This window comes from Dysosmobacter sp., assembly GCF_034093755.1.
In the GTDB taxonomy this organism is placed as follows: Bacteria; Bacillota; Clostridia; order Oscillospirales; family Oscillospiraceae; genus Oscillibacter.
Window position 1 is genome coordinate 1 of sequence record NZ_JAXEBZ010000023.1, and the last position, 21,996, is coordinate 21,996.

The window sequence follows — 21,996 nt, forward strand, 5'->3', positions numbered from 1 at the left end:
TACTTATTTACCTCTGAATCCGTGACCGAGGGCCACCCCGACAAGATCTGCGACCAGATCTCTGACGCGGTGCTGGACGCCATTCTGGCCAAGGACCCCAACGGACGCGTGGCCTGCGAGACCACCGCTTCCACCGGCCTGGTGCACATCATGGGCGAGATCTCCACCAGCTGCTACGTGGATATTCCCAAGATCGCCCGGGAAGTTATCCGGGACATCGGTTATGACCGCGCCAAGTACGGCTTTGACTGCGATACCTGCGGTATTATTTCCAACATCGACGAGCAGTCCAGCGATATCGCTCTGGGCGTGGACAAGTCTCTGGAGGCCAAGGAATCCGGCGAGGCCGAGCTGGATAACGGCGCCGGCGACCAGGGCATGATGTTCGGCTACGCCTGCGACGAGACCCCGGAGCTGATGCCCCTGCCTATTTCTCTGTCTCATAAAATGGCCCGGAAGCTTACCGAGGTCCGCAAGACCGGACTTGTGAACTATCTGCGGCCTGACGGCAAGACTCAGGTCACTGTGGAGTATAACGGCGAGAAGCCTATCCGGGTGGATACCGTGGTGCTCTCCACCCAGCACAGCCCCGAGGTGACGCTGGAGCAGATCCGCAAGGATATGATCGACATGGTCATCAAGCCCACCATTCCCGCGGAGCTGCTGGACGAGAATACGAAGATCTATGTGAACCCCACCGGCCGGTTCGTCATCGGCGGCCCTCAGGGTGACAGCGGTCTCACCGGCCGGAAGATCATCGTGGATACCTATGGCGGCAGCGCCCCTCACGGCGGCGGCTGCTTCTCCGGCAAGGACCCCACCAAGGTGGACCGCTCCGCTGCTTACGCCGCCCGCTGGGTGGCCAAGAACATCGTGGCGGCAGGACTGGCCCGGAAGTGCCAGGTGCAGCTGGCCTACGCCATCGGCGTGGCCCAGCCCGTCAGCGTACTGGTGGATACCTTCGGTACCGGTACGGTGGGGGATGAGAAGCTGGAAGAGGCTGTGAAGAAGGTCTTTGACCTGCGGCCCACCGCCATCATCCGGGATCTGGACCTGAGAAAGCCTATCTATCGCCAGCTGGCGGCCTACGGCCACATGGGCCGGGAGGACCTGGGCGTCCGCTGGGAGGACACCGACCGGGCGGAGGCTCTGAAAGCCGCCGCGGCGGAGCTGTAAAACCGAGAAAGAGCGAAAACGACCGGCCCCGGGCCGGTCGTTTTTTCGCGGATTCTGTCACATAACCAGCCGTTCCGCCGCACACAATAGGGCGGGAGGTGACGGATATGGACGAGCTTTACCACTATCTCTGCCTGACGGACCTGCTGGACCAGGTGAGAATTGTCAAGCCCATTCGAACACTTTTTTCAAAAAAATTTTATAGGAGGATTTGCTGCCATGCATCAAAGAGTTCTGCGGCGGTAGCATAACCAAGAACTTTCCGATGCATATTGTTGATAAAACGGGCGGCAGCATCACAATCCGCTTGTGTCCTATGTTCCATGCTTTTACCCTTTGGGAAGAATCTGCGAATCAAACGGTTTGCATTTTCGTTACTTCCTCGTTCATAGCTGCTATATGGATGGCAATAGTAAACTTCGCCAACCAGAGATTTAAGTGATTCATACGAAGAAAATTCTGTACCATTGTCAACGGTGAGCGTCTTAAATGTTCCTGCTGGAAAACGAGAAATAACTTTTGAAAGTGCATTTTCAACAGAACAAGCAGTTTTCTTTTGCAACTTACATATGATCTCATAACGGGTCAAACGCTCTGTCAGAACAAGAAGCGTTTGGCCCGTTCCTTTCGCCTTACCAATTACTGTGTCCATCTCCCAATGGCCGGGAGAAAAACGCTCATTTATTGGCTCTGGCCGCTTTTCGATGGAAACACCACGAGGGGCAGAACACGCACGAGTTTTCCTATAAGGACGCTTGCGGGACCGAGACTTTACAAGAAGATTTTTGTTGGTGATACCAGGAATAAAACCCTGTTCAATATAGCGATACAGTGTCACAGTTGAAACGGTCCACTGCCCGTTATTCCTCATACTACCAACAATAGAATCCGGAGATTCACCAGCTTTCAAACGAGACGCAACATCATAGGCATAAGCATGATTATTCCCAAGTTTAAGAGAACCGCCCTTTGCGGTGGCCTGCCATTGAGCATTATCATGAGCAATCGTAGCAGAATACCGGGGAATATCTTTCCATGTTTTGTAGTCACGATGAAGATACAGGCCACGCTTTACCTCATAATGGACAGAGGAAACAGAGAAACCAAGCTGCTGAGCAATCGCACGATAGGAACAACCGGAATTATAGAGTTTTTCAATAACAAGCCTATCCGTATATGTCATACGCCGATACTGTTTCATAGCTTTTCCTCCTGTCTTGAAAGTGTAGATTCAAAATGCCTATAAAATGACAGAAACACCAGACCCAACCGGGTTTGGTGTTTTTTCTTGCTTATAGAGTATCAGAAAACAGCGTTTCTTGTCAATGGCTGGATTTTTTTCTGAGAGAAAAAAGAGACACGGGAGAACATGCGTGAATATACGGGGGCCTGGGCAGTTACGGAAGCCTGCACCGCTGCGGCGGGACGAGGGAATAGAGTGTCCGCCATGCGGCGGACGATGGCCCGAAAATCGAATTGTTGTCAAGGCGGGTAGTATTCTCAACCGAAACAGTGTGCGCACTGATTACGGTTGAGAATCTCCACCCTAATGCCTTGACAACAATTAGAATTCCGGGCTGCAGGGGGTCAACAAAGCTCGCGAGCGAGCTTTGCTACACACACTCTTTATTCTGGAGAAAGGAGCACACATGAAAGAGACAACAAAGACAAGCAGAACGGCCGGCTACCTTGAAAAAATGTTCAGGGCACTGAACCAAGAGTTTTTCAGCGGAGAACTGGAGGAGCCAATTATTACTATTCAGAGCACACCGGGAGCATACGGCCACGTTACCGTAAGGAAAGCATGGAAGCGCAAAGACAGTTGGCGGCATGAATTGAACATCGGAGCGGAGACGCTGGACAGGCCCATCGAGGACGTGGCCGCAACTATGCTGCATGAGATGGTACACCTGTACAACCTTGCACACGAAGTACAGGATTGCAGCAGAGGCGGCAGCTACCACAATCGGAGATTCCGGGATGAAGCAGAGCGGCGGGGACTGGTCATCGGGCATCATGAGAAATACGGATGGACGATCACAAACCCGTCTGACAAGCTACTGGAATTCATCATCGAACAGGGCTGGACGGAAATCAGCATCAACCGGGGCGGCAACTGGACGCCACCACCAAGCACAGGAGCGAAGAATGGAAACGGCGGCACACCAACCGGGACCAACGAGAAGCCAAAGAAAAGCAGCACGAGAAAGCTGATTTGCCCTAAGTGCAAATGCAGCGTCAGGGCCACAAAGACAGTCAATATCCTCTGCGGAGACTGCATGGAGAAAATGATCGAGGTTTGAAAGTGCACATTCAAAGCTGTCCTATCGGCTACACGGGGAGAAAGGGCAACCAATGAAAAAAGCATACCCAATCAGTTTCCGCTGCTACTTTCCGGGAGCGGGAAACATCGTGAACCATTACCAGACAATGCCGCTGCGGGACATCCCGAAATGGATCGAAGCCTACCTTTTCACACATCCGAATGTGGAGAGCATCAGCGTCAAGTTCTGGCCGCACGACGGGGAGGAAAACGCATGAAAATGGAAAACGAGATCGGACAGGCCATCTATTACAACGTGGTGGAGAAGCAAGGGAAAATCCGATACATAAAAGCCGCAACAATAGTAATTAATCCGGCGATAACACCAAGAATCCTATATTTCATATCAACACTCCTTTTGAAAGTGCATTTTCAAAATAGACTTTGAAAGTGTATTTTCAAAGAGATAGTTTTTTGATTGCCGCCCCACTCGCTTAACACGAGCCGGGGCGGCTTTAGGAGGGAGAAATCATAGCGGGAGCGGAACAGCAGTTTGCAAACCCTCAGCCCACTTATAACGGTCCAAATAGGCTTGTACACCGGACCACTCAGAAATACCACGGGCAGTAAACTGTTTAACCCTGTGAATCCGACGAAAGAAAGCAGCACGAGATTCCGGGTCAATGTTCGGGTATTGGTCATCCGGAGGAATATTCGTGATAATGAAAACTTTCGTGTAACATGCCTGACGATTGAAATACCGACAAGGGAGCAACAGCGGATAACCGTCCAGATAGTTCAGCATATCACCATGTTTCAGGCCACCACGGAATTCCTCAAAAATGATTACATCCTGACCATCATAAGTATCAAAAGGATGCTTGTAATCCGTCACACGATAACAGGCAGAATATCCGTACTTATCCATGACAGAACGGGTCTTTCCGCTGCCGGTATCGCCGAAAATGTAAGTAACTTCCAGATCACGCCAAGAGTTGGCAAATTGTGCGTCACGATACATAGACCGAGTACGTTCAATTTTTTCCAAGTCCTTGAATGATGAAGGAACACAATCCACAATCTCACGGTTTGAACACCCGTCACGAATCATTTGAAGGATAGTCTCAGAAGCTGTGCTTTTTCCTTGATGCTCATTAGGGCATTCGCCGAACTCGAAAAAGGTATCAGAGAAATTGATACCGGAATGACGCTTGCCGCCGGAATCCACATAGGAATAATGGCCGTCAGGCAGCTTGTTGAACTTCGAACCATCCTTGAGGACATAGGCCCGGTTTTCCTGAGTTGTACCGTGACAAATCTCACGATCAATATTAGGAAATAGTTTTGCGATTTGTGCCGCCGTAAAAGCATTTGCGCGATATATAAAAACATGAGTATGAAGAGTTTCACACTCACCGCCCTTTTCATCGCACATGCACCAATAAAGAGAAGCGCCACGGACAGTGGACATAATCTGGATAATAGATTCGTGAGTGAAACCTTTATCAACAGGATTATTAATGGTAATCAACCATTTCCGTGAACGCAAAGAATCCAAAGTAACCATATGTCACCACCTAAACAAAAACACAAAACACAGAAGTGCAGGGGGGTAATATTGACCCCCCTGCCCCCGCCGGGCTGCGCCCGGCGGGTTTCCACACGAGGGAATGGTGGTGATCGGGAAAGAAAGAAACGCTCACATGGTGGGGCCATAACAACTTACTTGCCGCTGGCGGGAACAAAGTCCACGACGTAACCCCGATCGTCGAAATCGACGTTATAGGTAGCGCCGATGACAATGGAGGACAGCGGGAAATACAGCGGGTCCAGCATCAGCGTTTTGGCTGCTTCGCCCTCTACACCACGAGCGGGGCCGTTATAGTGGACCTGCACGAAGTCATAAGCGTTACCAGTCCGCTTAGAAGTTCCACGAAGATGGGCCTTACCGATGACTTTGATTTTCATATTGATTTACTCCTATTCGATTAAATTACAGGTTAAGCCCCTGTTCGAATAAAAGATTTAATCAACACCTGCTGGACCAGGACCTGTCGGCCTACGAGTTTTTCCAGACGCTGTCGGCGGCGGAGCAGAGCGGCCTGCGGCGGTACGGCAGCGAGATCACCAGCTTTTCCCAGCTGCAGTCCCGGGTGTCCCGCCTGCGGGCGGAACCGGAAACCTGGGGCTGAGAACGCGTGGCGGTCCTTCGGGACCGCCTGCTTAAGTCCGCTGCCGGGAATTGGAGAAAAATCCTTGACATCTCAGCCGCCTTTCCGTATAATATAAGTTGCTGTATCGGGGCGGGATTGCGCCGGTGCACGGAAAACCGCATATCCGGGTATAGCGCAGTTGGTAGCGCGCGTGGTTCGGGACCACGAGGCCGTGGGTTCAAGTCCCGCTACTCGGACCAAAAATCGGCTTGCTGTGCAAGCCGATTTTTGTTTGGCGGAGCTTCTGCCCTGACGGTTTCCCTGCCCGCATGCTCTCCTGCCGGCTGTATGGAATCCTTTACCCGGGGAGGGGAAGTCATGAATTTCAAACTTGCTGGAGACCGTCCCCACATCCGGCTGGAGGAAGAGCTGGCTTCGGTTGATAAAAAGGCGGCCGACGCTGCTTTCAGAAAGCACAAAAGAGAAATCATAGACCCTTATATGAGCGCACAGGGGTTTTTGAAGTATAAAAGCAATGCCTATGTGCGGAAAAACAGCATCGATCTGCTGGAATATATGGACTTCCAGAAAGAACACTACGGTTCCAAAACATTTACGGTGAATCTGGCCGTGATGCCCCTGTACATACCCCACGAATTCATGGTGTTCGGATTCTCTGAACGGTTGGGGAAACTGATCTGCGGCCGTGATATCTGGTGGGACTTCGCGGACGAAACAGTCTGCGGGAAAAGCATGGACAATGTCAGGGACGCAATCGGGCTGTTTGCGGTTCCCTGGTTCCGAAAGATGGAAAGGGAACGCGGCATTGCCATGCGGCTGATCCGGCAAAAGCTGACAGGCGGAGTATCCGACTACGATCAGGAATGGCTCAGCGCCATTGGCAGCAGAAGCGGCCGGACCGCGGTGATTCGGGAAAATGTAAAACAACTGAAACTCCCTGAAAGCCTGATTCAGGAGTAAGCGGAGAAAACTGATTTCCCTGGGTTTTCCGCTTCTTTTATGGCACCCGAACAGCATGATTCGGGTGGGGAGTGTGTTCGGATTTGTCATTTCTATTGAGATTGTGGTTTGAGAGCATCGGCGCCTTGCGCTTGACTGTATGGCTGATTTCGGGGAGGTTCTTATGGGAATACTTGATTTTTTCAGGAAAGCAAAACCCGGCGGCGGACGTCCCGCCAAAACCATAAAACCATTTGAGTGGGACAAAGCGAAGTATCAATGGGATTCATCCGCGGAAGAATACTGCCGGCAATTCAATAAAACCATGGATGAGCTGGAAGCCGATGATTATGATGTGATTGATGAATATGCCGCGAATCACATAGCGTTCTTTTTGACGTGGATTATTCAAAACGGGTTTTATACAACCGATGCTCCTGAAGATATTCTGGAGGCGGCGGAGGCAGTAAAACACGAAACAATGACCGGCACCGCGATCCTGATGCAATACTGTGACGGCGTGTTGAACAGAGAGGATTTAAGCCCCGAAATATGCGGGTTTGCGGATTTTTATTATGATCCGGATTACCTGAACGCCTATACTTCTTTTGTGGAAAATGACTTGCGAAAAACGGTGCCGGGCATCGGCTTTACGTGGGAGGAATACCATCAGTTCCGGCATATAATGGATCATGCCTATAAAATGTATTTAAAGAGATAACAAGAGGCGGGAGCGTCGTTGAAGATGCTCCCGCCTCTTGTCATACCTGTTTCCGCCGTTCTTGACCGGGAGAGGCGGATATAGTAAGATCGGATTGACAGAGAAGCCTGCAAAAAAGACACATTGGCCTGCATTTCCGGCCTATCCCGGCGGGGGCGGAGGGGCTACAATGGGGGAGAGAGGTGAGGGCGTATGCTGCGCATGGAGATTGCGCTGTTTCTGGTGATGGTGTTTGTGGCGAGCATCTACTTTTCGGCGGAGAAGCATTATACCCAGCTGCACAGAACCTTTTCCCTGCTGTTGGTAACGGTTCTGGTGCATCTGGTGCTGGACGGCGTCACGGTTTACACCGTGAATCATCTGGAGACGGTGCCGCGGTTTCTGAACGATGCCGTCCACAGGCTGTTTCTGGGCAGCATGGTGCTGGTGATCTATCTGTTCTATCAGTATATCGCCATTCTGGTGCAGGAGGAAACCGGAAAGCCCCGGCGGCTGGACCGGGCAGCCAGAATCTTTCTGGCCGTGGCGGAGCTGGGGAATTTCCTGCTGCCCATCTCCTACACGGTGACCCCGGAGGGAAATTACTCCTCCGGATTGTATATGCTGGTGCCCTATTGCGGCGTCGCCTTCTATCTGCTGCTCTGCGCCGGACTTCTGACGGTCAACTGGCGGCAGATCAATCAGAAAAAGAAGATTGTCATCGGCGCGGCGCTGTGCATTGAGTTCACCGTCTGCACCCTGCAGGGGCTGCACCATACCTGGCTCATCAGCGGCATGGGCATCACCCTGATGACTCTGTCGTTTTACCTGACCCTGGAAAACCCGGATATCCTCCGGGCGGAGCTGACGGAGCAGAAGATGTCCATGCTGTACCTGAAAAGCCAGGTGAATCCCCACTTCCTCTACAACACCCTGGACACCATCCGCATCCAGGCCCAGCTGAACGGGGACAAAACCGTGGCGGACCTGCTGATGCGTCTGGTGGACTTCTTCCGGCTCAGCGTGAAGGTGGACCGGCAGATGGTGGACCTGGACGACGAGCTGGAGCTGCTGGAGGCCTATCTGGAGCTGATGTGCTGCCGCTATCCGGAGCTGCGGTGCGAATATGACATCGACCCGGATCTGGGAGGCGCCCAGGTGCCCAATTTCATTCTCCAGCCCATTGTGGAAAACAGCCTGCTCCACGGCCTGAAAAACAAGGGATACCGGGGCGAGGTGCGGATTTCGGCGCAGAAAACGGCGGCGGGCATGGAGCTGCAGGTGGCCGACACCGGCAGCGGCTTCGCGGAGGGAAAGAAGGCCGCCATTGACGAAATGCTGCTGCATTACGCCAAGCAGCCCCCCAAGCTCACCGGCAGGAGCATCGGCATTCTGAACGTGCAGAAGCGGATCAAGCTGCTGTGCGGCCGGGAGTACGGCCTCTGGTATACGGAAAATCCCACAGGCGGCGTGACGGCCCATCTGCTGCTGCCGCTGCAGGAGGAATTGAAATGAAAAAACTGCGTGTACTGCTGGTGGACGATGAGATCATGATCCGGGAGGGATTCAAGCGGCTCTTTGACTGGGAGGCCCACGACTGCGAGGTGGTGGGGGAGGCCGCCGACGGCATGGAGGCCCTGACCCGGATTGACGCCCTCTGCCCGGACATCGTCATCATGGACATCAACATCCCCATCATGAGCGGGCTGAAGGTCATTCAGCTCAGCCGCATCAAGCATCCCCGGACCGCCTATGTCATCGTGTCCGGCTACGACGATTTTTCCTACTGCCAGCAGGCGCTGCGGCTGCAGATCACGGACTACATCTTAAAGCCCGTGAACTACGAGGAGTTCGGCAGCTGCATCGACAACCTGAAAATCTCCCTGTTTGAGCAGCGGGTGGCAGAAGAGCCGGCGGAGCAGGGGGAGCGGGCCATCACCGGCATCACCCGGTACCTGCGGGACCATCTGGCGGAGGAGGTGAGCCTCTCCGTGCTGGCGGAGCAGTTTCACCTGAACCCCCAGTATATCAGCCAGCTGTTCAAAAACGAGATCGGCGTGAATTTCCTGGCCTATCTCACCAATATCCGCATGGAGAAGGCGAAAAAGCTGCTGCTCTCCACCCCTCTGCCGGTGGCGGAGGTGGCGGAGCAGTCCGGCTACGGGGATTACCGGGTGTTCACCAAGGTGTTCAAAAAGAACGAGGGCGTGACGCCGTCCCAGTACCGGCGGGATTTCCTGGAGAGCACGGGCGGAGAGGGGAAGTGAGCATGGAAATCAGACTGGCGGCCCCGGGGGATCTGGACGGCTGGATGGCGCTGGTGGAGCAGGTGCGGGACAGCTTTCCCGGCCTGGAGACCCGGGAGGCCATGGAGGAGCACCGGAACACAGTGCGCTCCTTCATGGCCCGGCAGGAGGCCATCTGCGCCGCGGAGAGCGGAGCAGTGAAAGGCGCGCTGCTGTTTTCCCGGGAGGCGGGAGAGCTGTGCTTTCTGGCGGTGGACGGGAGCTGCCGCCGGCGGCACATCGCCCGGAGGATGGTGGAGCGCATGCTGGCGCTGCTGGGCCCGGAGCGGGAGATCACCGTCACCACCTACCGGGCGGGGGTGCCGGAGGGCGCGGCGGCCCGGGCGTTTTACAAGCGGATGGGCTTTGAGGAGGGGCGGCTGACGGAGGAGTTCGGCAGCCCTGTCCAGGAGTTCCGGCGGCCCGGAAACAGGAACATCTTCCCCGAGACGGAGGCGTAAGGCCTCCGTTTCGTTTTGTATTAAAGTATCGAAAACCGACACATCCGCCTGCAAAACCGGCCTATTCTCCCGGGAATGATTCCGTTAAAATACAATCATCCGGGGCACACCGGATGAGAAGGGAGCGGATGTTATGACAAGCGGAACGGCCCGGGTTTCCACCGCGGAGCTGGCCTTTGAAATCCACGGCTGCGGCCCGGTGGATCTGGTGATTGAAATGGGGCTGTGCGCTTCCATGGCGGAGTGGCGGCCTATGGCGGAGAAGCTGGCGGAGCGGTACACGGTGCTGGTGTATCAGCGGGCGGGGTACGGAGAAAGCGGCCCGTCGTCGCTGGAGCGCACGCCGGAGCACATCGCCTCGGAGCTGCGGGAGCTGCTGGAGGAGACCGGCCACGCCGGCAGGATCACCCTTCTGGGCCATTCCCAGGGAGGCCTGTACGCCTGGCAGTTTGCCCGGAAGTACCCGGAGCTGGTGGACAGGCTGGTGCTGCTGGACCCCCTGTCCCCGGAGGACTACCGCTTCCGGCTGGAGCTGACGGAGGAGGAGTTCCGCAGAAGCGGAGCGGATAAAACCGCGGGGCTGCGGCTCAGCGAAAAGCTGACCCGGCTGCACCTGGGCTGGCTGGTGCGCCGCACCATGGCCGGCGCGCCGCCAGTGTGCTGCTACGGGTTTTCCGGCCGGGAGAAGCGGGAGATTCTGGACCTGCTGAGCCGCCGGCGGACCTATGAGACGGCGCTGGCGGAGTACGCCGCGGCCCACGAGGCGGAGAACCTGACGGGCCTGCTGGACAAAGAGCGCTTCCCGGCGATTCCGGTGGTGCTGGTGACCCACAGCTCCGAGATCGCCCAGCGGGAGATCCGGGACTACGGCGGGGCGTCGGAGGCTCAGGCCCGGAAGATCGAGGCACTGTGGCAGCGGCTGATGGAATCCTATCTCGTCTGCGCCGCTCATGGCACGCCGGTGCGGGCGGAGCACAGCAGCCATTACATCCACCTGACGGACGAAGCGCTGGTGTGGGAGCTGCTGGGTCTATAAATCCGACACATCCGCCTGCAAAACGGGCCTATCGCCCCGGCGGAGAATGGGGTAGAATCAGAACAGGCTGAGAGAAAACCTGAAAAACAGAAACAGGAGGAACCGAAGATGGGCAAGAGACTTTACAAATCCAACAAGGACAAGATGCTGGACGGCGTGTGCGGCGGTCTGGCGGAGTATTTCGGCGTGGACCCCACGCTGATCCGGCTGGCCTGGGTGCTGCTGTGCGCCATGGGCGGCAGCGGGATTCTGGCGTACATTGTGGCTGCCATCGTGATCCCCCGGGACCCCGGCGGCAGCCTGTGAGATGAGCGTTTTGGGAGGGGGAAACAGGTATGAACAGTCTGAACAGGGTGCAGAAGACCTTCCGGGTCTTTGAGATTCTCTCAAAAGCGGCCATGATCCTGTCTTTCCTGTGGGCCGCCGTCACGGCTGCCGGCCTGCTGTGCGGCTTCGCGTGGTATTCCGGCGTCAGCGTGGCGGGCGTGAGCCGGGAGACGCTGCTGGTGATGACCCGGAGCAGCACCCTGAACCAGATGACCGGCGTGCTGCTGTCGGAGCTGGTGTTCGCCCTGACGGACGGCGCGCTGTTCCTGCTGTCCTTCCGGTATTTCCGTCAGGAGCAGGAGGACGGCACCCCCTTTACCCGGGACGGCGCGGAGCAGATCAGGTATCTGGGCATCTGGACCATCGCCCTGCCCCTGGCGGCGGTGGTTCTGGCCTCCGCCTTCCGGGAGGTGTTCGGCGTCTCCGGGGCCGGGGACTGGGGGAACCGGTTCAGCGTCACCCTGGGTGTCGTGCTGATTCTGGCCTCCCTGATCTTCCGCTGCGGCGCGGAGCTGGAGGAGTGCAGCCGTGTGTGCTGACAGCTGCACCGTCCGCGCTCTGACGCCGGAGGAATACCCGGCGGCCCTGGAGCTGTGCTGGCGGGTGTTTCTGGAGTTTGACGCCCCGGAGTATCCGGCGGAGGGGGTGGCCGCCTTCCGGGCCAGTCTGGATGACGGGGAGCGGACCCGGAGCCTGCGGTTCTACGGAGCATTTGACGGGGAGACGCTGGTGGGGGTCCTGTGCATGCGCCCGCCCCAGCACATTGCCGACTTCTTTGTGGACGGGGCGTATCACCGCCGGGGTATCGGCCGGCGCCTGTTTGAGTCCATGCGCCGGGATTACGCCCGGCAGGTCTTTACCGTCAACGCCGCCCCCGGCGCGGTGGAGGTCTACCGCCGCCTGGGCTTTGTCCCCACGGACACGGAGCGGCTCACCGACGGGCTGCGCTACACGCCCATGCGGTTTGAGGAGGGAACGGCCGGGGAAGCCTGACCGGGAACGGCCCGCCGGCCCCTGTAATCGGAACACGGACACGCCGCTGCCGGCAGCGGCGTGTCCTCTTTTTGGCAAGGAACGTCGAGAATCCGCCCCGGAAAGGGCGTATGATCAGAAGGAGAAAAGAAAAAGGAGGCGTGCCTATGGCATCCCAGGAGTTCATTGTCCTGAAGGGTTTGCAGCAGAACAACCTGAAAAACATCTCCCTGCGGATTCCCAAGGGGAAGATTGTGGTATTCACCGGAGTTTCCGGCTCCGGCAAGTCCAGCATCGTGTTTGACACCATCGCCGCCGAGAGCCAGCGGCAGATGAACGAGACCTACACCGCCTTTATGCGGGGGCGGCTGCCCAAGTACGAAAAGCCCAAAGCGGAGGGAATTGAGAACCTCAGCGCCTCCGTCATTGTGGACCAGTCCCGGCTGGGGGGCAACGCCCGGTCCACCGTGGGCACCATCAGCGACATGTACGCCGCGCTGCGGCTGCTGTACACCCGCATCGGGGAGCCCTATGCCGGCACCGCCTCTTACTTCTCCTTCAACGATCCCAACGGCATGTGCCCGGAGTGCTCCGGCATCGGCAAGGTGATGACGGTGGACGTGGAGAGCCGCATCGACCCGGAAAAGACGTGGCAGGAGGGCATGGCGGACCTGCCGGCCTTCCACGTGGGCAACTGGTACTGGAAGCAGTACGCCGAGTCCGGCCTGTTCCCTCTGGACAAGAAGTGGAAGGACTTCACGGAGCAGGAGCGCTGCCGCCTGCTCTACGGCGCGGACACCCCCGACGGCCCCCGGCTCAGCAAAAAGGTGGACGGCGTGTCCCACTATCTCCACCGCATGCTCATCAACCGGGACACCTCCAATCTGAAGGAGGCGTCGGTGAAGCGGCTGATGTACCTGGTGGAGGAGCGGCCCTGCCCGGTGTGCCGGGGACGGCGGCTGAACGAAAAGAGCCTTGCGTGCAAGGTGGCGGGATACAGCATCGACGAGATGTGCGCCATGGAGTTTCCGGAGCTGGTGCGGGTGCTGCAGACCATCCGGGACCCCCGGGCCAGAACCATTGTGGAGGCCCTGACGGCGTCGTTGAACCGGATGATCGGCATCGGCCTGCCCTACCTCTCCATGGACCGGGAGTCGGCCACCCTCTCCGGCGGCGAGGCCCAGCGGCTGAAGCTGGTGCGCTACATGGGCAGCGCCCTCACCGGCATGATCTATATTTTCGACGAGCCCAGCACCGGCATGCACCCCCGGGATGTCCACCGCATGACCGAACTTCTCCAGAGCCTGCGGGACAAGAGCAACACAGTGCTGGTGGTGGAGCACGACAAGGACGTGATCTCCATCGCCGACCAGGTGATTGACGTGGGCCCGCTGGCGGGGAAGGAGGGCGGCGAGATTCTGTTTCAGGGAAGCTATGAGGACCTGCTGCTCTCCGGCACCCGCACGGGAAACGCCCTGCGGGAGGCAGCGCCCCTGAAGGAGCGGCCCCGGAAGCCCGCGGGCTTCCTGCCGGTGCGGAACGCCTGCGTCCACAACCTGAAAAACGTGTCGGCGGACATCCCTCTGGGGGTGCTGACGGTGGTCACCGGCGTGGCCGGCTCCGGCAAAAGCTCCCTCATCCGGGACGTGTTCGCGAAGCAGTACGCCGACCGGGTGATTCTGGTGGACCAGTCTCCGGTGACCGCCACCGGCCGCTCCACCCCCGCCACCTACCTGGGGTTTTTCGATGAGATCCGCCGGGTGATGGCGGCGGAAAACGGCACGGACCCGTCTCTGTTCTCCTTCAACAGCAAGGGCGGCTGCCCGGTGTGCGGCGGCCGGGGACAGCGGGTGACGGAGCTGGTGTTCATGGACCCGGTGACCACCGTGTGCGAGGCCTGCGAGGGCACGCGGTACAGCCCGGAGGCCCTGGCCTGCCGGTACCGGGGCAGGAACATTGTGGAGATTCTGGAAATGTCCGCCGGGGAGGCCCGCGGGTTCTTCGGGGACAATCAGAAGCTCCGCAGGGCGCTGGACGCCATGCTGGAGGTGGGGCTGCCGTACCTGTCCCTGGGCCAGCCCCTGTCCACCCTGTCCGGCGGCGAGCGCCAGCGGGTGAAGCTGGCCAAATGCCTGAACCGGAAGGGCAGCATCTATGTGCTGGACGAGCCTACCACCGGCCTCCACGCCTCCGACGTGGGGAAGGTGATGGAGCTGCTGGACAGTCTGGTGGACCGGGGAAACACCGTCATCGTCATCGAGCACAACACGGAGGTGATGAAGCGGGCGGACTGGCTCATCGACGTGGGGCCGGACGGCGGCACCGCCGGCGGACAGGTGGTGTTCGCCGGCACGCCGGAGGAGATGGTGCGCTGCAGCCGGACCATCACGGCGGACTATCTCCGGCGGTCTCTGTAAACCTGTGCGGGGCGGAACACGTTTCCGCCCCGCTGTTTTTTCCGGAAAAGCAAAGAAAGTCGAGAAAACGGCGGGGAGATGGGGTACAATGGAAACTGTGGGGGTGAGCGGAATGAAAGAGCAGATTCTGGCAGTCCAGCGGATGCAGGACTATATCGGGGAGCACCTGACAGGGGAGATTCACCTGTCGGACCTCTCCCGGGTGTCGCTGTATTCCACCTGGTATTCCTACCGCCTGTTCCGGGAGACGCTGGGCCTGACCCCGGCGGAGTACGTCTGGCGGCTGCGGCTGTCCCGGGCGGCGTCCCGGCTGAGGGCCGGCGGGGACCGGGTGATTGACATCGCCATGGACCTGGGCTTCGGCAGCGCGGACACGTTTACCAGGGCATTTTTCCGGGAGTTCGGCCTCAATCCCGGCGATTACGCCAAAGACCCGGTGCCCATCCCCCTGTTCATCCCCTACGGCGCGAAATACAGGGAATTGCGAAAGGAGAATCTGAACATGTCCGATTTGCAGACGGTATTTGTGCAGGTCATCCGCAAGCCGGAGCGACTGTGTATCATCAAACGGGCCGCCGCTTCGGAGGATTACTTCCCCTACTGCGAGGAGGTGGGCTGCGATGTGTGGGGCATCCTCATGAGCATGCGCTCGCTGTGCGGCGAGCCGGTGTGCATGTGGCTGCCGCCGCGGTACAAAAAGCCAGGCACTTCCACCTACGTGCAGGGCGTGGAGGTGGAGACGGACTACGCCGGCGCCGTCCCCGAGGGCTTTGACGTGATCCGCCTGCCGGAGGCGGAGTACCTGATGTTCCAGGGCCAGCCCTTCCGGGAGGAGGACTACTGCGGGGCCATCCGGGCGGTGCAGCAGGCCATGGACGGCTATGATCCGGCGGTGATCGGCTACCGCTGGGACGACGAGAACCCCCGCATTCAGATGGAACCCCGGGGCGGGCGGGGCTACATCGAGCTGCGGGCGGTCCGGAAAACCGGCGCGTAAGGGGCGCTGCCTCTCGACGGCGGCGGAGTTCTGTGGTATACTGGGCAAAACACGGAAACGGAGCGGAGAACATGACGAGTATTCTCTTTGTCTGCCTGGGCAATATCTGCAGAAGTCCTATGGCCGAATTTGTGATGAAGGACCTGGTGAAAAAGGCGGGGCTGGAAAAGGAATTCCACATTGAGTCCGCCGCCACCAGCACCGAGGAGATCGGCAATCCTGTCTACCCGCCGGCCTGCCGGAAGCTGGCGGAACACGGCATCGGCTGCGCCGGAAAAACCGCCCGGCAGCTGCGGCGGGAGGATTACGGGCGGTATGACTGGCTCATCGGCATGGACCGCGGGAACCTGCGGGAGATGGGCCGCATCTGCGGCGGCGACCCCGACGGCAAGCTGCGCCTGCTGCTGGACTTTACGGACCGGCCCGGCCAGGTGGCGGACCCCTGGTACACCGGCGACTTCGACGCCACGTGGCGGGACGTGGAGGAGGGCTGCCGGGGGCTGCTGGAGGCCATCACCGGCGGAAAAACGGACCGCAAATGAAAAAGCACATCCACCGGATGGTGGATGTGCTTTTTTATCCGGAAGTATTCAGCCCGGCGGCACCCGCCGGTTCTCGCTCCGGCTGCTCATACAGAGCCCGAATGGTCTTGGACGGCCGGTCAAACACCATCTTAGCGGCTTTTCTGCGGCAGCGGGTGTCCTGCGTCGGGGCTTTACCCCGGTATAGACGCCGGCCTTACTTTTTGACAATATGAACAAAACCGGTGCATCCAAGGAGAACTATGGTTCAAAATGACTGATTCTACAGACGGGACGTCAAAATTACGAAAGTGTCCGTACAATTTGGACAGCGTATCTTCTCTCTGCTTCTGCCGGGCAGACAAATCAGGCATACTGTCCGGTTTTTGGACAATCCGGGCCGTTTGTCTATTTTTCGGGCGGCCGGAGGAGGATAAAATGGAGCCATCCCCGGAACAATGAGAAAATTGGGGGCGGAAGCGTCCGGAGAGGGGAAAGTCCCTGCAGGGCGGACAAAATCCGGACAAACCGCGGTTTTTGGCGAATCTTCTCAAAAATGCCTGAGAAACCGGCGCATACGGCACGGATATTCGGAAGAATCACCAAACCCCCTTGCACTTTTACGCGGGATTCATTATAATAAAGTCATATCTCGTTGTTGGAAAGCGGATTTTAAGTCTGACAGTCGGATTACGCGGCTGTGGAGAGAAGGTGAGCATATGTCCATTGAGGCTGTTGAAAAAATTCTGAGTTCAGAGCACAGAAGCGAGGAGCGCAGGGCTGCCGCCCGTCAGCAGGCCAAAGACCTGGTGGCCGCCGCGGAGCGGGATGGCGCGGCCGGGGTCAGCTCCGTCCGTGAACAGGCCGACGCGGAGGGAAAACAGCTGCTGCGTCAGGCGGAGGAGCGGGCGGCCGCCCGGGCTGAGGTCATCCGGCGGGAGGCTGAGGAGAAGGCGGAGGCGCTGCGCACCGCCGCGGAGGGCCGGTTGGCCGACGCGGCGGCATTGATCGTGGAAAGAGTCGTGAGGTAAATCTATGGCCATCGTCAAAATGAAAAAGCTCCGGGTGGTGGCGCTGAGCAGCCAGCGGGAGCAGCTGCTGCGGCAGCTGCTGCGCCTGGGCTGCGTGGAGGTCAGCCAGCCGGAGGAAATCCTGTCGGACCCCCGTTGGGCGGCGCTGCTGCACCGGGAGAATTCGGAGCTCCCGGCCATGCGGACCCGGCTGGCGGAGGTTCAGACGGCGCTGGACGCCCTGGGAAAGTACAGCGGCGTGAAAAACGGGCTGTTCATCCGGCGCCGGTCCATCCCGGAGGAGGAGTTCCTGGGTGACGGCGCCGTGAAGGCCGCCGGCGCCGTGACGGACGAGATCAACGGGCTGCTGCAGACGCTGGCCCGGCTGCAGAACGAGGAGTCCGGCCTGGCGTCCCGGAGGGCGGTGCTGCTGCCCTGGCAGGCCATGGACCTGCCGCTGAACAGCCCGGGCACGGCCCATGTGCTGTTCCGGCTGGGCGTTTGCCCGGCGGCAGTGGACCTGGGCGAAGTGAAAAATGAACTGTCCGCCGCTGAGGAGGCGGCGGAGCTGCTGGAAATCAGCAGCGACCGACAGCAGCACTATCTGCTGCTGATCTGCTGGCGGGCCGGAGAGGACCGGGCCATGGAGGTGCTGCGGCACCGGGGCTTTGGCGCCGTGGCCTTCCCGGAGGTCTCCGGCACCCCGGCGGAGGAGCTGGGGCGGCTGGACCTGGCTCTGGCGGAGACGGCCCGGAAACGGGAGGAGACGCTGACGGCCCTGGCGTCCCAGGGGGAACACCAGGAGGCGCTGCGGCTGTACGCCGACCGGCTGACGGCGGAAGCCGCCCAGCAGGAGAGCCAGGAGCGGCTGCTGACCGACGGCACCATCCTTTTTCTGGAGGGCTGGGTGCCGGCGGAAAAGGCCGGGAAGCTGGAATCCCTGCTGGAGAAGGAGGGCTGCGCCTACGAGCTGGCGGACCCGCTGCCGGAGGAGTATCCGGAGGTGCCGGTGCAGCTGAAAAACAACTGGCTGACCCGCCCGCTGAACATGGTGACGGAGATGTACTCCCTGCCGGCCTACGACAACGTGGACCCAAACCCCCTGATGGCGCCGTTTTTCATCCTGTTTTACGGGCTGATGATGGCGGACATGGGCTACGGCATCCTGATGATGCTGGCGGGGTGGTATATCACCACCCGCTACCGCCCCAAGGGCACCATGGGCCATATGTTCAGCCTGGTGGGGCTGTGCGGTGTCAGCACCTTTATTTTCGGTGCCGTCACCGGCGGCTTCTTCGGAGACTTCCTGACCCAGGTGGTGAAGCTGACCACCGGCGGGGACTTCGCCCTGCCGGCGCTGTTCACGCCCCTGAATGACACGCTGCCCATCCTCATCGGCTCCATGGCCCTGGGCTTCGTCCAGATTGTCACCGGTATGGCTGTCAGCCTTGTGCGGAAGGTGAAGCGTGGGGCGTATCTGGACGCCCTGCTGGAGGAGGTCACCTGGTGGATCGTGTTTGCCGGCATCGGCTGCATGGCCCTGGGGGTCACCAACGCGGTGCTGTGGATCGGCGTGGCGCTGGTGGTGGCCGGCCCCCTGATCACCGGCAAGGGCCTGGGCAAGCTCACCGGCGTGTTCGCCTCCCTTTATAACCATGTGACCGGCTTTTTCAGCGACATCCTGTCCTATTCCCGTATCATGGCGCTGATGCTGGCCGGCAGCGTCATTGCCCAGGTGTTCAACACCCTGGGCGCCATCCCCGGTAATATTGTGATCTTTGTGGTCATCTCCATGGTGGGCAACGCGCTGAACTTTGCGCTGAACCTGCTGGGCTGCTACGTCCACGACCTGCGGCTCCAGTGCCTGGAGTACTTCAACAAATTCTATGAGGATGGGGGAAAGCCCTTCCAGCCTCTGGCAATCAATACAAAATACGTGGACGTAGAATAATTAAGGAGGAAAAAATTATGAGTTTCTTGGAATCTTTCGGCGGACTGGCACTGGCTCTTCTGGGCGCCGGCCTCGCGGCTGTTCTCCCCGGCATCGGCTCCGCCAAGGGCACCGGCATCGCCGGTGAGGCGGGCACGGGCCTGCTGTGCCAGGACCCCGGCAAGTTCGGCAAGGTCATGATCCTGCAGGTGATCCCCGGCACCCAGGGCCTGTACGGCCTGGTGGTGTGGTTCTTCGCCATCTTCTCCATGGGTCTGCTGGGCGGCGACGGCTCCGTGTTTGATATGTCCGTCCAGACCGGCCTGCAGTACTTCTCCGCCTGCCTGCCCATGGCGCTGGGCGGCCTGTTCTCCGCCATTGCCCAGGGCCGGGTGGCTGCCGGTTCCATCAACATCCTGGCCAAGAAGCCCGACCACTGGTCCAAGGGCATGGTGCTGTGCATCACCGTGGAGTTCTACGCGATTCTGTCTCTGCTGGCCTCCATGCTGATGATCATTAATATCGGATGACCCCGCGGAAAGGGGTGTGACCATGAAAGGTATCGAGACCATCACCCGCCGCATCGATCAGGAGATGCAGGCGGAGATCGACGGCATTCTGGCGGAAGCCGGGAAGCAGGCCGCCGCCGTCACTGAGCGCTGGCAGGCCCAGGCGGACAGCGAGGCCGCCCAGCGGAAGGCCAAAAACGAGAAGGCCGCCGCGGAGCACGAGGAGCGGCTGGTGAGCGTGGCCCAGATGGAGTCCCGGAAGGTGCTGCTGGCCGCCAAGCAGGAGATGGTGGAGCGGGCCTTCGGCCTGGCGCTGGACAGGCTCTGCGATCTGCCGGAGGAGCAGGCCGCTGCCGTGGCGGCGGACCTGCTGGTCCGTGCCGCCCCCGACGGCGTGGGCGCGGCGGTGTTTTCCCCGAAGGACCGGGACCGCGTGGGCGCGGCGGCAGTGGCGGAGGCCAACCGCCGTCTTGGCGGCAGCCTGACCCTCTCTCCCGAGACCCGGAACATCCGGGGCGGCTTCATCCTGTCCCGGGGCGACGTGGAGGTGAACTGCACCTTCGAGACGCTGGTGCGTCTGCGCAAGGGGGAGATGTCCGGCGAAGTGGCGAAACTGCTGTTTCCCGAAGCGTAAAGGGGGGAACGTATTTTGTCCAAGACCATCAGGGACACGGACTATCTGGCCGTTTCCGCCCGCATCCGGGCCATGGAGACCCGCTTGCTGACCGACGAGCGGATGGAGCAGCTGCTCTCCGCCCGGACGGAGGAGGAAGTCACCCGGGTGCTGCAGGACTGCGGCTATCCGGCGCTGAGCGCCATGGCGCCCGACGAGATGGACGCGGCGCTGTCCGCCGTCCGGCGGGAGACGCTGGCGGATCTGGCCGGCGGCGTTCCCGACGCCGGGTATCTGGACGTGTTCAAGCTGCAATATGATTACCACAATGCAAAGGCCATTCTGAAGGCCGGCGCCATGGGTACGGACCCGGCCTCCATGCTGACGGAGCTGGGCCGCGTTCCGGCGGAGGAGCTGCGAGAGGCCATCCGCACCGGCGAGTACGGTGCCCTGCCGCCCATGCTGGCCGCCGCCGTGGCGGAGGCGAAGGATGTGCTGGACACCACCCGGGACCCCCAGCTGTGTGACGTGCTGCTGGACCGCCGGAGCTTCTGGGAGGAGCTGGCCGCCGCGGAGGACGCCGGCAGCGCCTTTCTCGCCGGGTACGTCCGTGCCCGCATCGACAGCGCCAATCTGCGCGCGCTGGTGCGGACGCTGCGGATGGGCAAGGGCGCGGACTTCCTGCAGGGCGTGCTGACGGAGGGCGGCGAGGTTCCCGCCGACGCGCTGACGGCAGTGGCCGATGACCGGGGCCGGGGCCTGGTGGAGCTGTACGCTCCCACGGTGCTGGCCGGCGCGGCGGAGGCCGGCGCGGCAGCGCTGCGGGGCGGACCACTGACGGAGTTTGAAAAGCTGTGCGACGAAGCGGTGAACGGCTATCTGGCCGGGGCGCAGCTGATCCCCTTCGGGGAGGCGCCGCTGGTGGCGTATCTGGCGGCCCGGGACACGGAGATCACCAATCTCCGCATCCTGCTGCTGGGCCGCAGGGCCGGCCTTGCGCCGGAGGTCATCCGCTCCCGGCTGCGCCGGAGCGCCGGATAAGGAGGAGAGCGTATGGCTGAAACGTATCGCATCGCGGTGGTGGGGGACTGGCAGTCCGTCATGGGCTTTCGGGCCCTGGGGCTGGAGACCTACCCCGCTGACACCAGGGAGGAGGCCCGGGAGATCATCCACCGGCTGGCCAAGGAGAACTGCGGCGTGATTTATCTCACGGAGCAGCTGGCCGCGGGGCTGGAGGATGTCATCGCCCGGTACAAGGACGAGCTGCGTCCCGCCATCATCCTGATCCCCGGCGCGGAGGGCTCTCTGGGGCTGGGCCGCAAGGCCATCCAGAGCGCCATCGAGCGGGCCGTGGGCGCTGACATCCTTTAAATTCAAGGGGGAGCAGGCACACCGTCGTGCCGATGCGATTCCCGGCCCTGTTAGGGCCGCCAATCGCGGCACTTCCTCGAAAGCGGCTCGCTTTATCCGCCGCTGGCGGCGCTTCGCCGCGTTCCCCCCGTTAGATCCCCCCGCACCAGTCTGCGGACTGGTGACGCCGCCCAGGGCGGCTGGGTCGAGGTATTTTCGCCACGTACACGCCGCGGCGAAAATAATTGCAATTTCTTGTTCCCTTATCGAATAAACGAGACACTTTCATTGAGGTGTTTCTCTGGCAAATACTGCT

At 59.9% G+C, this 21,996-nt stretch carries 24 protein-coding genes and 1 tRNA gene; 22 read left to right on the plus strand and 3 right to left on the minus strand.

Annotated elements, in window-relative coordinates; all coding sequences use genetic code 11:
* The coding region (gene metK, locus SOX55_RS02810) for a methionine adenosyltransferase (protein WP_325285916.1) at positions 1-1,176 on the plus strand (1,176 nt) is incomplete at its 5' end.
* 199 nt (positions 1,177-1,375) lie between these two features.
* Here metK and SOX55_RS02815 read toward each other — a convergent pair.
* Positions 1,376-2,377 carry an IS30 family transposase gene (locus SOX55_RS02815; protein ID WP_325285917.1) on the minus strand — a complete coding sequence of 334 codons (1,002 nt, stop codon included), beginning with the start codon at positions 2,375-2,377 and terminating at the stop codon, positions 1,376-1,378.
* A 448-nt stretch (positions 2,378-2,825) separates the two neighbouring features.
* Between SOX55_RS02815 and SOX55_RS02820 the strand changes: the two genes are divergently transcribed.
* Positions 2,826-3,479 carry a SprT-like domain-containing protein gene (locus tag SOX55_RS02820; protein ID WP_325285918.1) on the plus strand — a complete coding sequence of 218 codons (654 nt, stop codon included), beginning with the start codon at positions 2,826-2,828 and terminating at the stop codon, positions 3,477-3,479.
* A 52-nt stretch (positions 3,480-3,531) separates the two neighbouring features.
* Positions 3,532-3,717 (plus strand): hypothetical protein, encoded by a 186-nt coding sequence (locus tag SOX55_RS02825; protein WP_325285919.1) that lies wholly within the window; start codon positions 3,532-3,534, stop codon positions 3,715-3,717.
* Positions 3,718-3,968: 251 nt separating this feature from the next.
* Here SOX55_RS02825 and SOX55_RS02830 read toward each other — a convergent pair whose 3' ends face one another.
* Together SOX55_RS02830 and SOX55_RS02835 are read right to left on the minus strand one after the other, a co-directional pair.
* The gene (locus tag SOX55_RS02830) at positions 3,969-5,006 is read right to left on the minus strand and encodes a replication protein (protein ID WP_325285920.1); all 1,038 of its coding nucleotides are present in this window, start codon (positions 5,004-5,006) and stop codon (positions 3,969-3,971) included.
* Between the two features lie 155 nt (positions 5,007-5,161).
* On the minus strand, positions 5,162-5,407 hold the full coding sequence (locus tag SOX55_RS02835) for a hypothetical protein (protein WP_325285921.1): 246 nt from the start codon (positions 5,405-5,407) through the stop codon (positions 5,162-5,164).
* A gap of 369 nt (positions 5,408-5,776) precedes the next feature.
* On the opposite strand from SOX55_RS02835, the gene SOX55_RS02840 reads away from it, so the two are divergent.
* The 19 genes from SOX55_RS02840 to SOX55_RS02930 all read left to right on the plus strand — a co-directional run bounded on the left by SOX55_RS02840 (position 5,777) and on the right by SOX55_RS02930 (position 21,701).
* A tRNA-Pro gene (locus SOX55_RS02840) sits at positions 5,777-5,852 on the plus strand.
* Between the two features lie 118 nt (positions 5,853-5,970).
* Positions 5,971-6,573 carry a DUF4304 domain-containing protein gene (locus SOX55_RS02845; RefSeq protein WP_325285922.1) on the plus strand — a complete coding sequence of 201 codons (603 nt, stop codon included), beginning with the start codon at positions 5,971-5,973 and terminating at the stop codon, positions 6,571-6,573.
* 139 nt (positions 6,574-6,712) lie between these two features.
* Positions 6,713-7,273 (plus strand): DUF7832 domain-containing protein, encoded by a 561-nt coding sequence (locus SOX55_RS02850; protein ID WP_325285923.1) that lies wholly within the window; start codon positions 6,713-6,715, stop codon positions 7,271-7,273.
* Between the two features lie 192 nt (positions 7,274-7,465).
* Positions 7,466-8,767 (plus strand): sensor histidine kinase, encoded by a 1,302-nt coding sequence (locus tag SOX55_RS02855; protein WP_325285924.1) that lies wholly within the window; start codon positions 7,466-7,468, stop codon positions 8,765-8,767.
* A complete protein-coding gene (locus SOX55_RS02860; RefSeq protein ID WP_325285925.1) occupies positions 8,764-9,519 on the plus strand; it encodes a response regulator transcription factor in 756 nt (251 codons plus the stop codon). Before SOX55_RS02855 ends, SOX55_RS02860 begins: the two co-directional genes overlap by 4 nt.
* 2 nt (positions 9,520-9,521) lie before the next feature.
* The gene (locus SOX55_RS02865) at positions 9,522-9,998 is read left to right on the plus strand and encodes a GNAT family N-acetyltransferase (protein WP_325285926.1); all 477 of its coding nucleotides are present in this window, start codon (positions 9,522-9,524) and stop codon (positions 9,996-9,998) included.
* Positions 9,999-10,131: 133 nt separating this feature from the next.
* Positions 10,132-11,034: an alpha/beta fold hydrolase gene (locus SOX55_RS02870; RefSeq protein ID WP_325285927.1), complete on the plus strand. Its 903-nt coding sequence runs from the start codon at positions 10,132-10,134 to the stop codon at positions 11,032-11,034.
* 108 nt (positions 11,035-11,142) lie between these two features.
* Positions 11,143-11,340: a PspC domain-containing protein gene (locus SOX55_RS02875; RefSeq protein WP_325285928.1), complete on the plus strand. Its 198-nt coding sequence runs from the start codon at positions 11,143-11,145 to the stop codon at positions 11,338-11,340.
* 29 nt (positions 11,341-11,369) lie between these two features.
* Positions 11,370-11,900, plus strand: coding sequence for a hypothetical protein (locus SOX55_RS02880; RefSeq protein WP_325285929.1), 531 nt, complete (start codon positions 11,370-11,372; stop codon positions 11,898-11,900).
* A complete protein-coding gene (locus tag SOX55_RS02885) occupies positions 11,890-12,354 on the plus strand; it encodes a GNAT family N-acetyltransferase (protein WP_325285930.1) in 465 nt (154 codons plus the stop codon). The genes SOX55_RS02880 and SOX55_RS02885 overlap by 11 nt, the downstream gene beginning before the upstream one ends.
* Positions 12,355-12,500: 146 nt before the next feature.
* Positions 12,501-14,750 carry an excinuclease ABC subunit UvrA gene (locus tag SOX55_RS02890; RefSeq protein WP_325285931.1) on the plus strand — a complete coding sequence of 750 codons (2,250 nt, stop codon included), beginning with the start codon at positions 12,501-12,503 and terminating at the stop codon, positions 14,748-14,750.
* 112 nt (positions 14,751-14,862) lie between these two features.
* Positions 14,863-15,747 (plus strand): helix-turn-helix transcriptional regulator, encoded by an 885-nt coding sequence (locus tag SOX55_RS02895; RefSeq protein ID WP_325285932.1) that lies wholly within the window; start codon positions 14,863-14,865, stop codon positions 15,745-15,747.
* A gap of 71 nt (positions 15,748-15,818) precedes the next feature.
* Entirely contained in the window at positions 15,819-16,289 is a 471-nt protein-coding gene (locus SOX55_RS02900) for a low molecular weight protein-tyrosine-phosphatase (RefSeq protein WP_325285933.1), read from the plus strand.
* Between the two features lie 698 nt (positions 16,290-16,987).
* The gene (locus SOX55_RS02905; protein ID WP_325285934.1) at positions 16,988-17,299 is read left to right on the plus strand and encodes a hypothetical protein; all 312 of its coding nucleotides are present in this window, start codon (positions 16,988-16,990) and stop codon (positions 17,297-17,299) included.
* A gap of 4 nt (positions 17,300-17,303) precedes the next feature.
* A complete protein-coding gene (locus SOX55_RS02910) occupies positions 17,304-19,229 on the plus strand; it encodes a V-type ATP synthase subunit I (protein ID WP_325285935.1) in 1,926 nt (641 codons plus the stop codon).
* Positions 19,230-19,246: 17 nt separating this feature from the next.
* A complete protein-coding gene (locus SOX55_RS02915) occupies positions 19,247-19,738 on the plus strand; it encodes a V-type ATP synthase subunit K (RefSeq protein WP_325285936.1) in 492 nt (163 codons plus the stop codon).
* 22 nt (positions 19,739-19,760) lie between these two features.
* Positions 19,761-20,351, plus strand: coding sequence for a V-type ATP synthase subunit E (locus tag SOX55_RS02920; protein ID WP_325285937.1), 591 nt, complete (start codon positions 19,761-19,763; stop codon positions 20,349-20,351).
* 15 nt (positions 20,352-20,366) lie between these two features.
* Positions 20,367-21,371, plus strand: coding sequence for a V-type ATPase subunit (locus tag SOX55_RS02925; RefSeq protein ID WP_325285938.1), 1,005 nt, complete (start codon positions 20,367-20,369; stop codon positions 21,369-21,371).
* Positions 21,372-21,383: 12 nt separating this feature from the next.
* On the plus strand, positions 21,384-21,701 hold the full coding sequence (locus tag SOX55_RS02930) for a V-type ATP synthase subunit F (protein WP_325285939.1): 318 nt from the start codon (positions 21,384-21,386) through the stop codon (positions 21,699-21,701).
* Positions 21,702-21,996 lie beyond the last annotated feature (295 nt).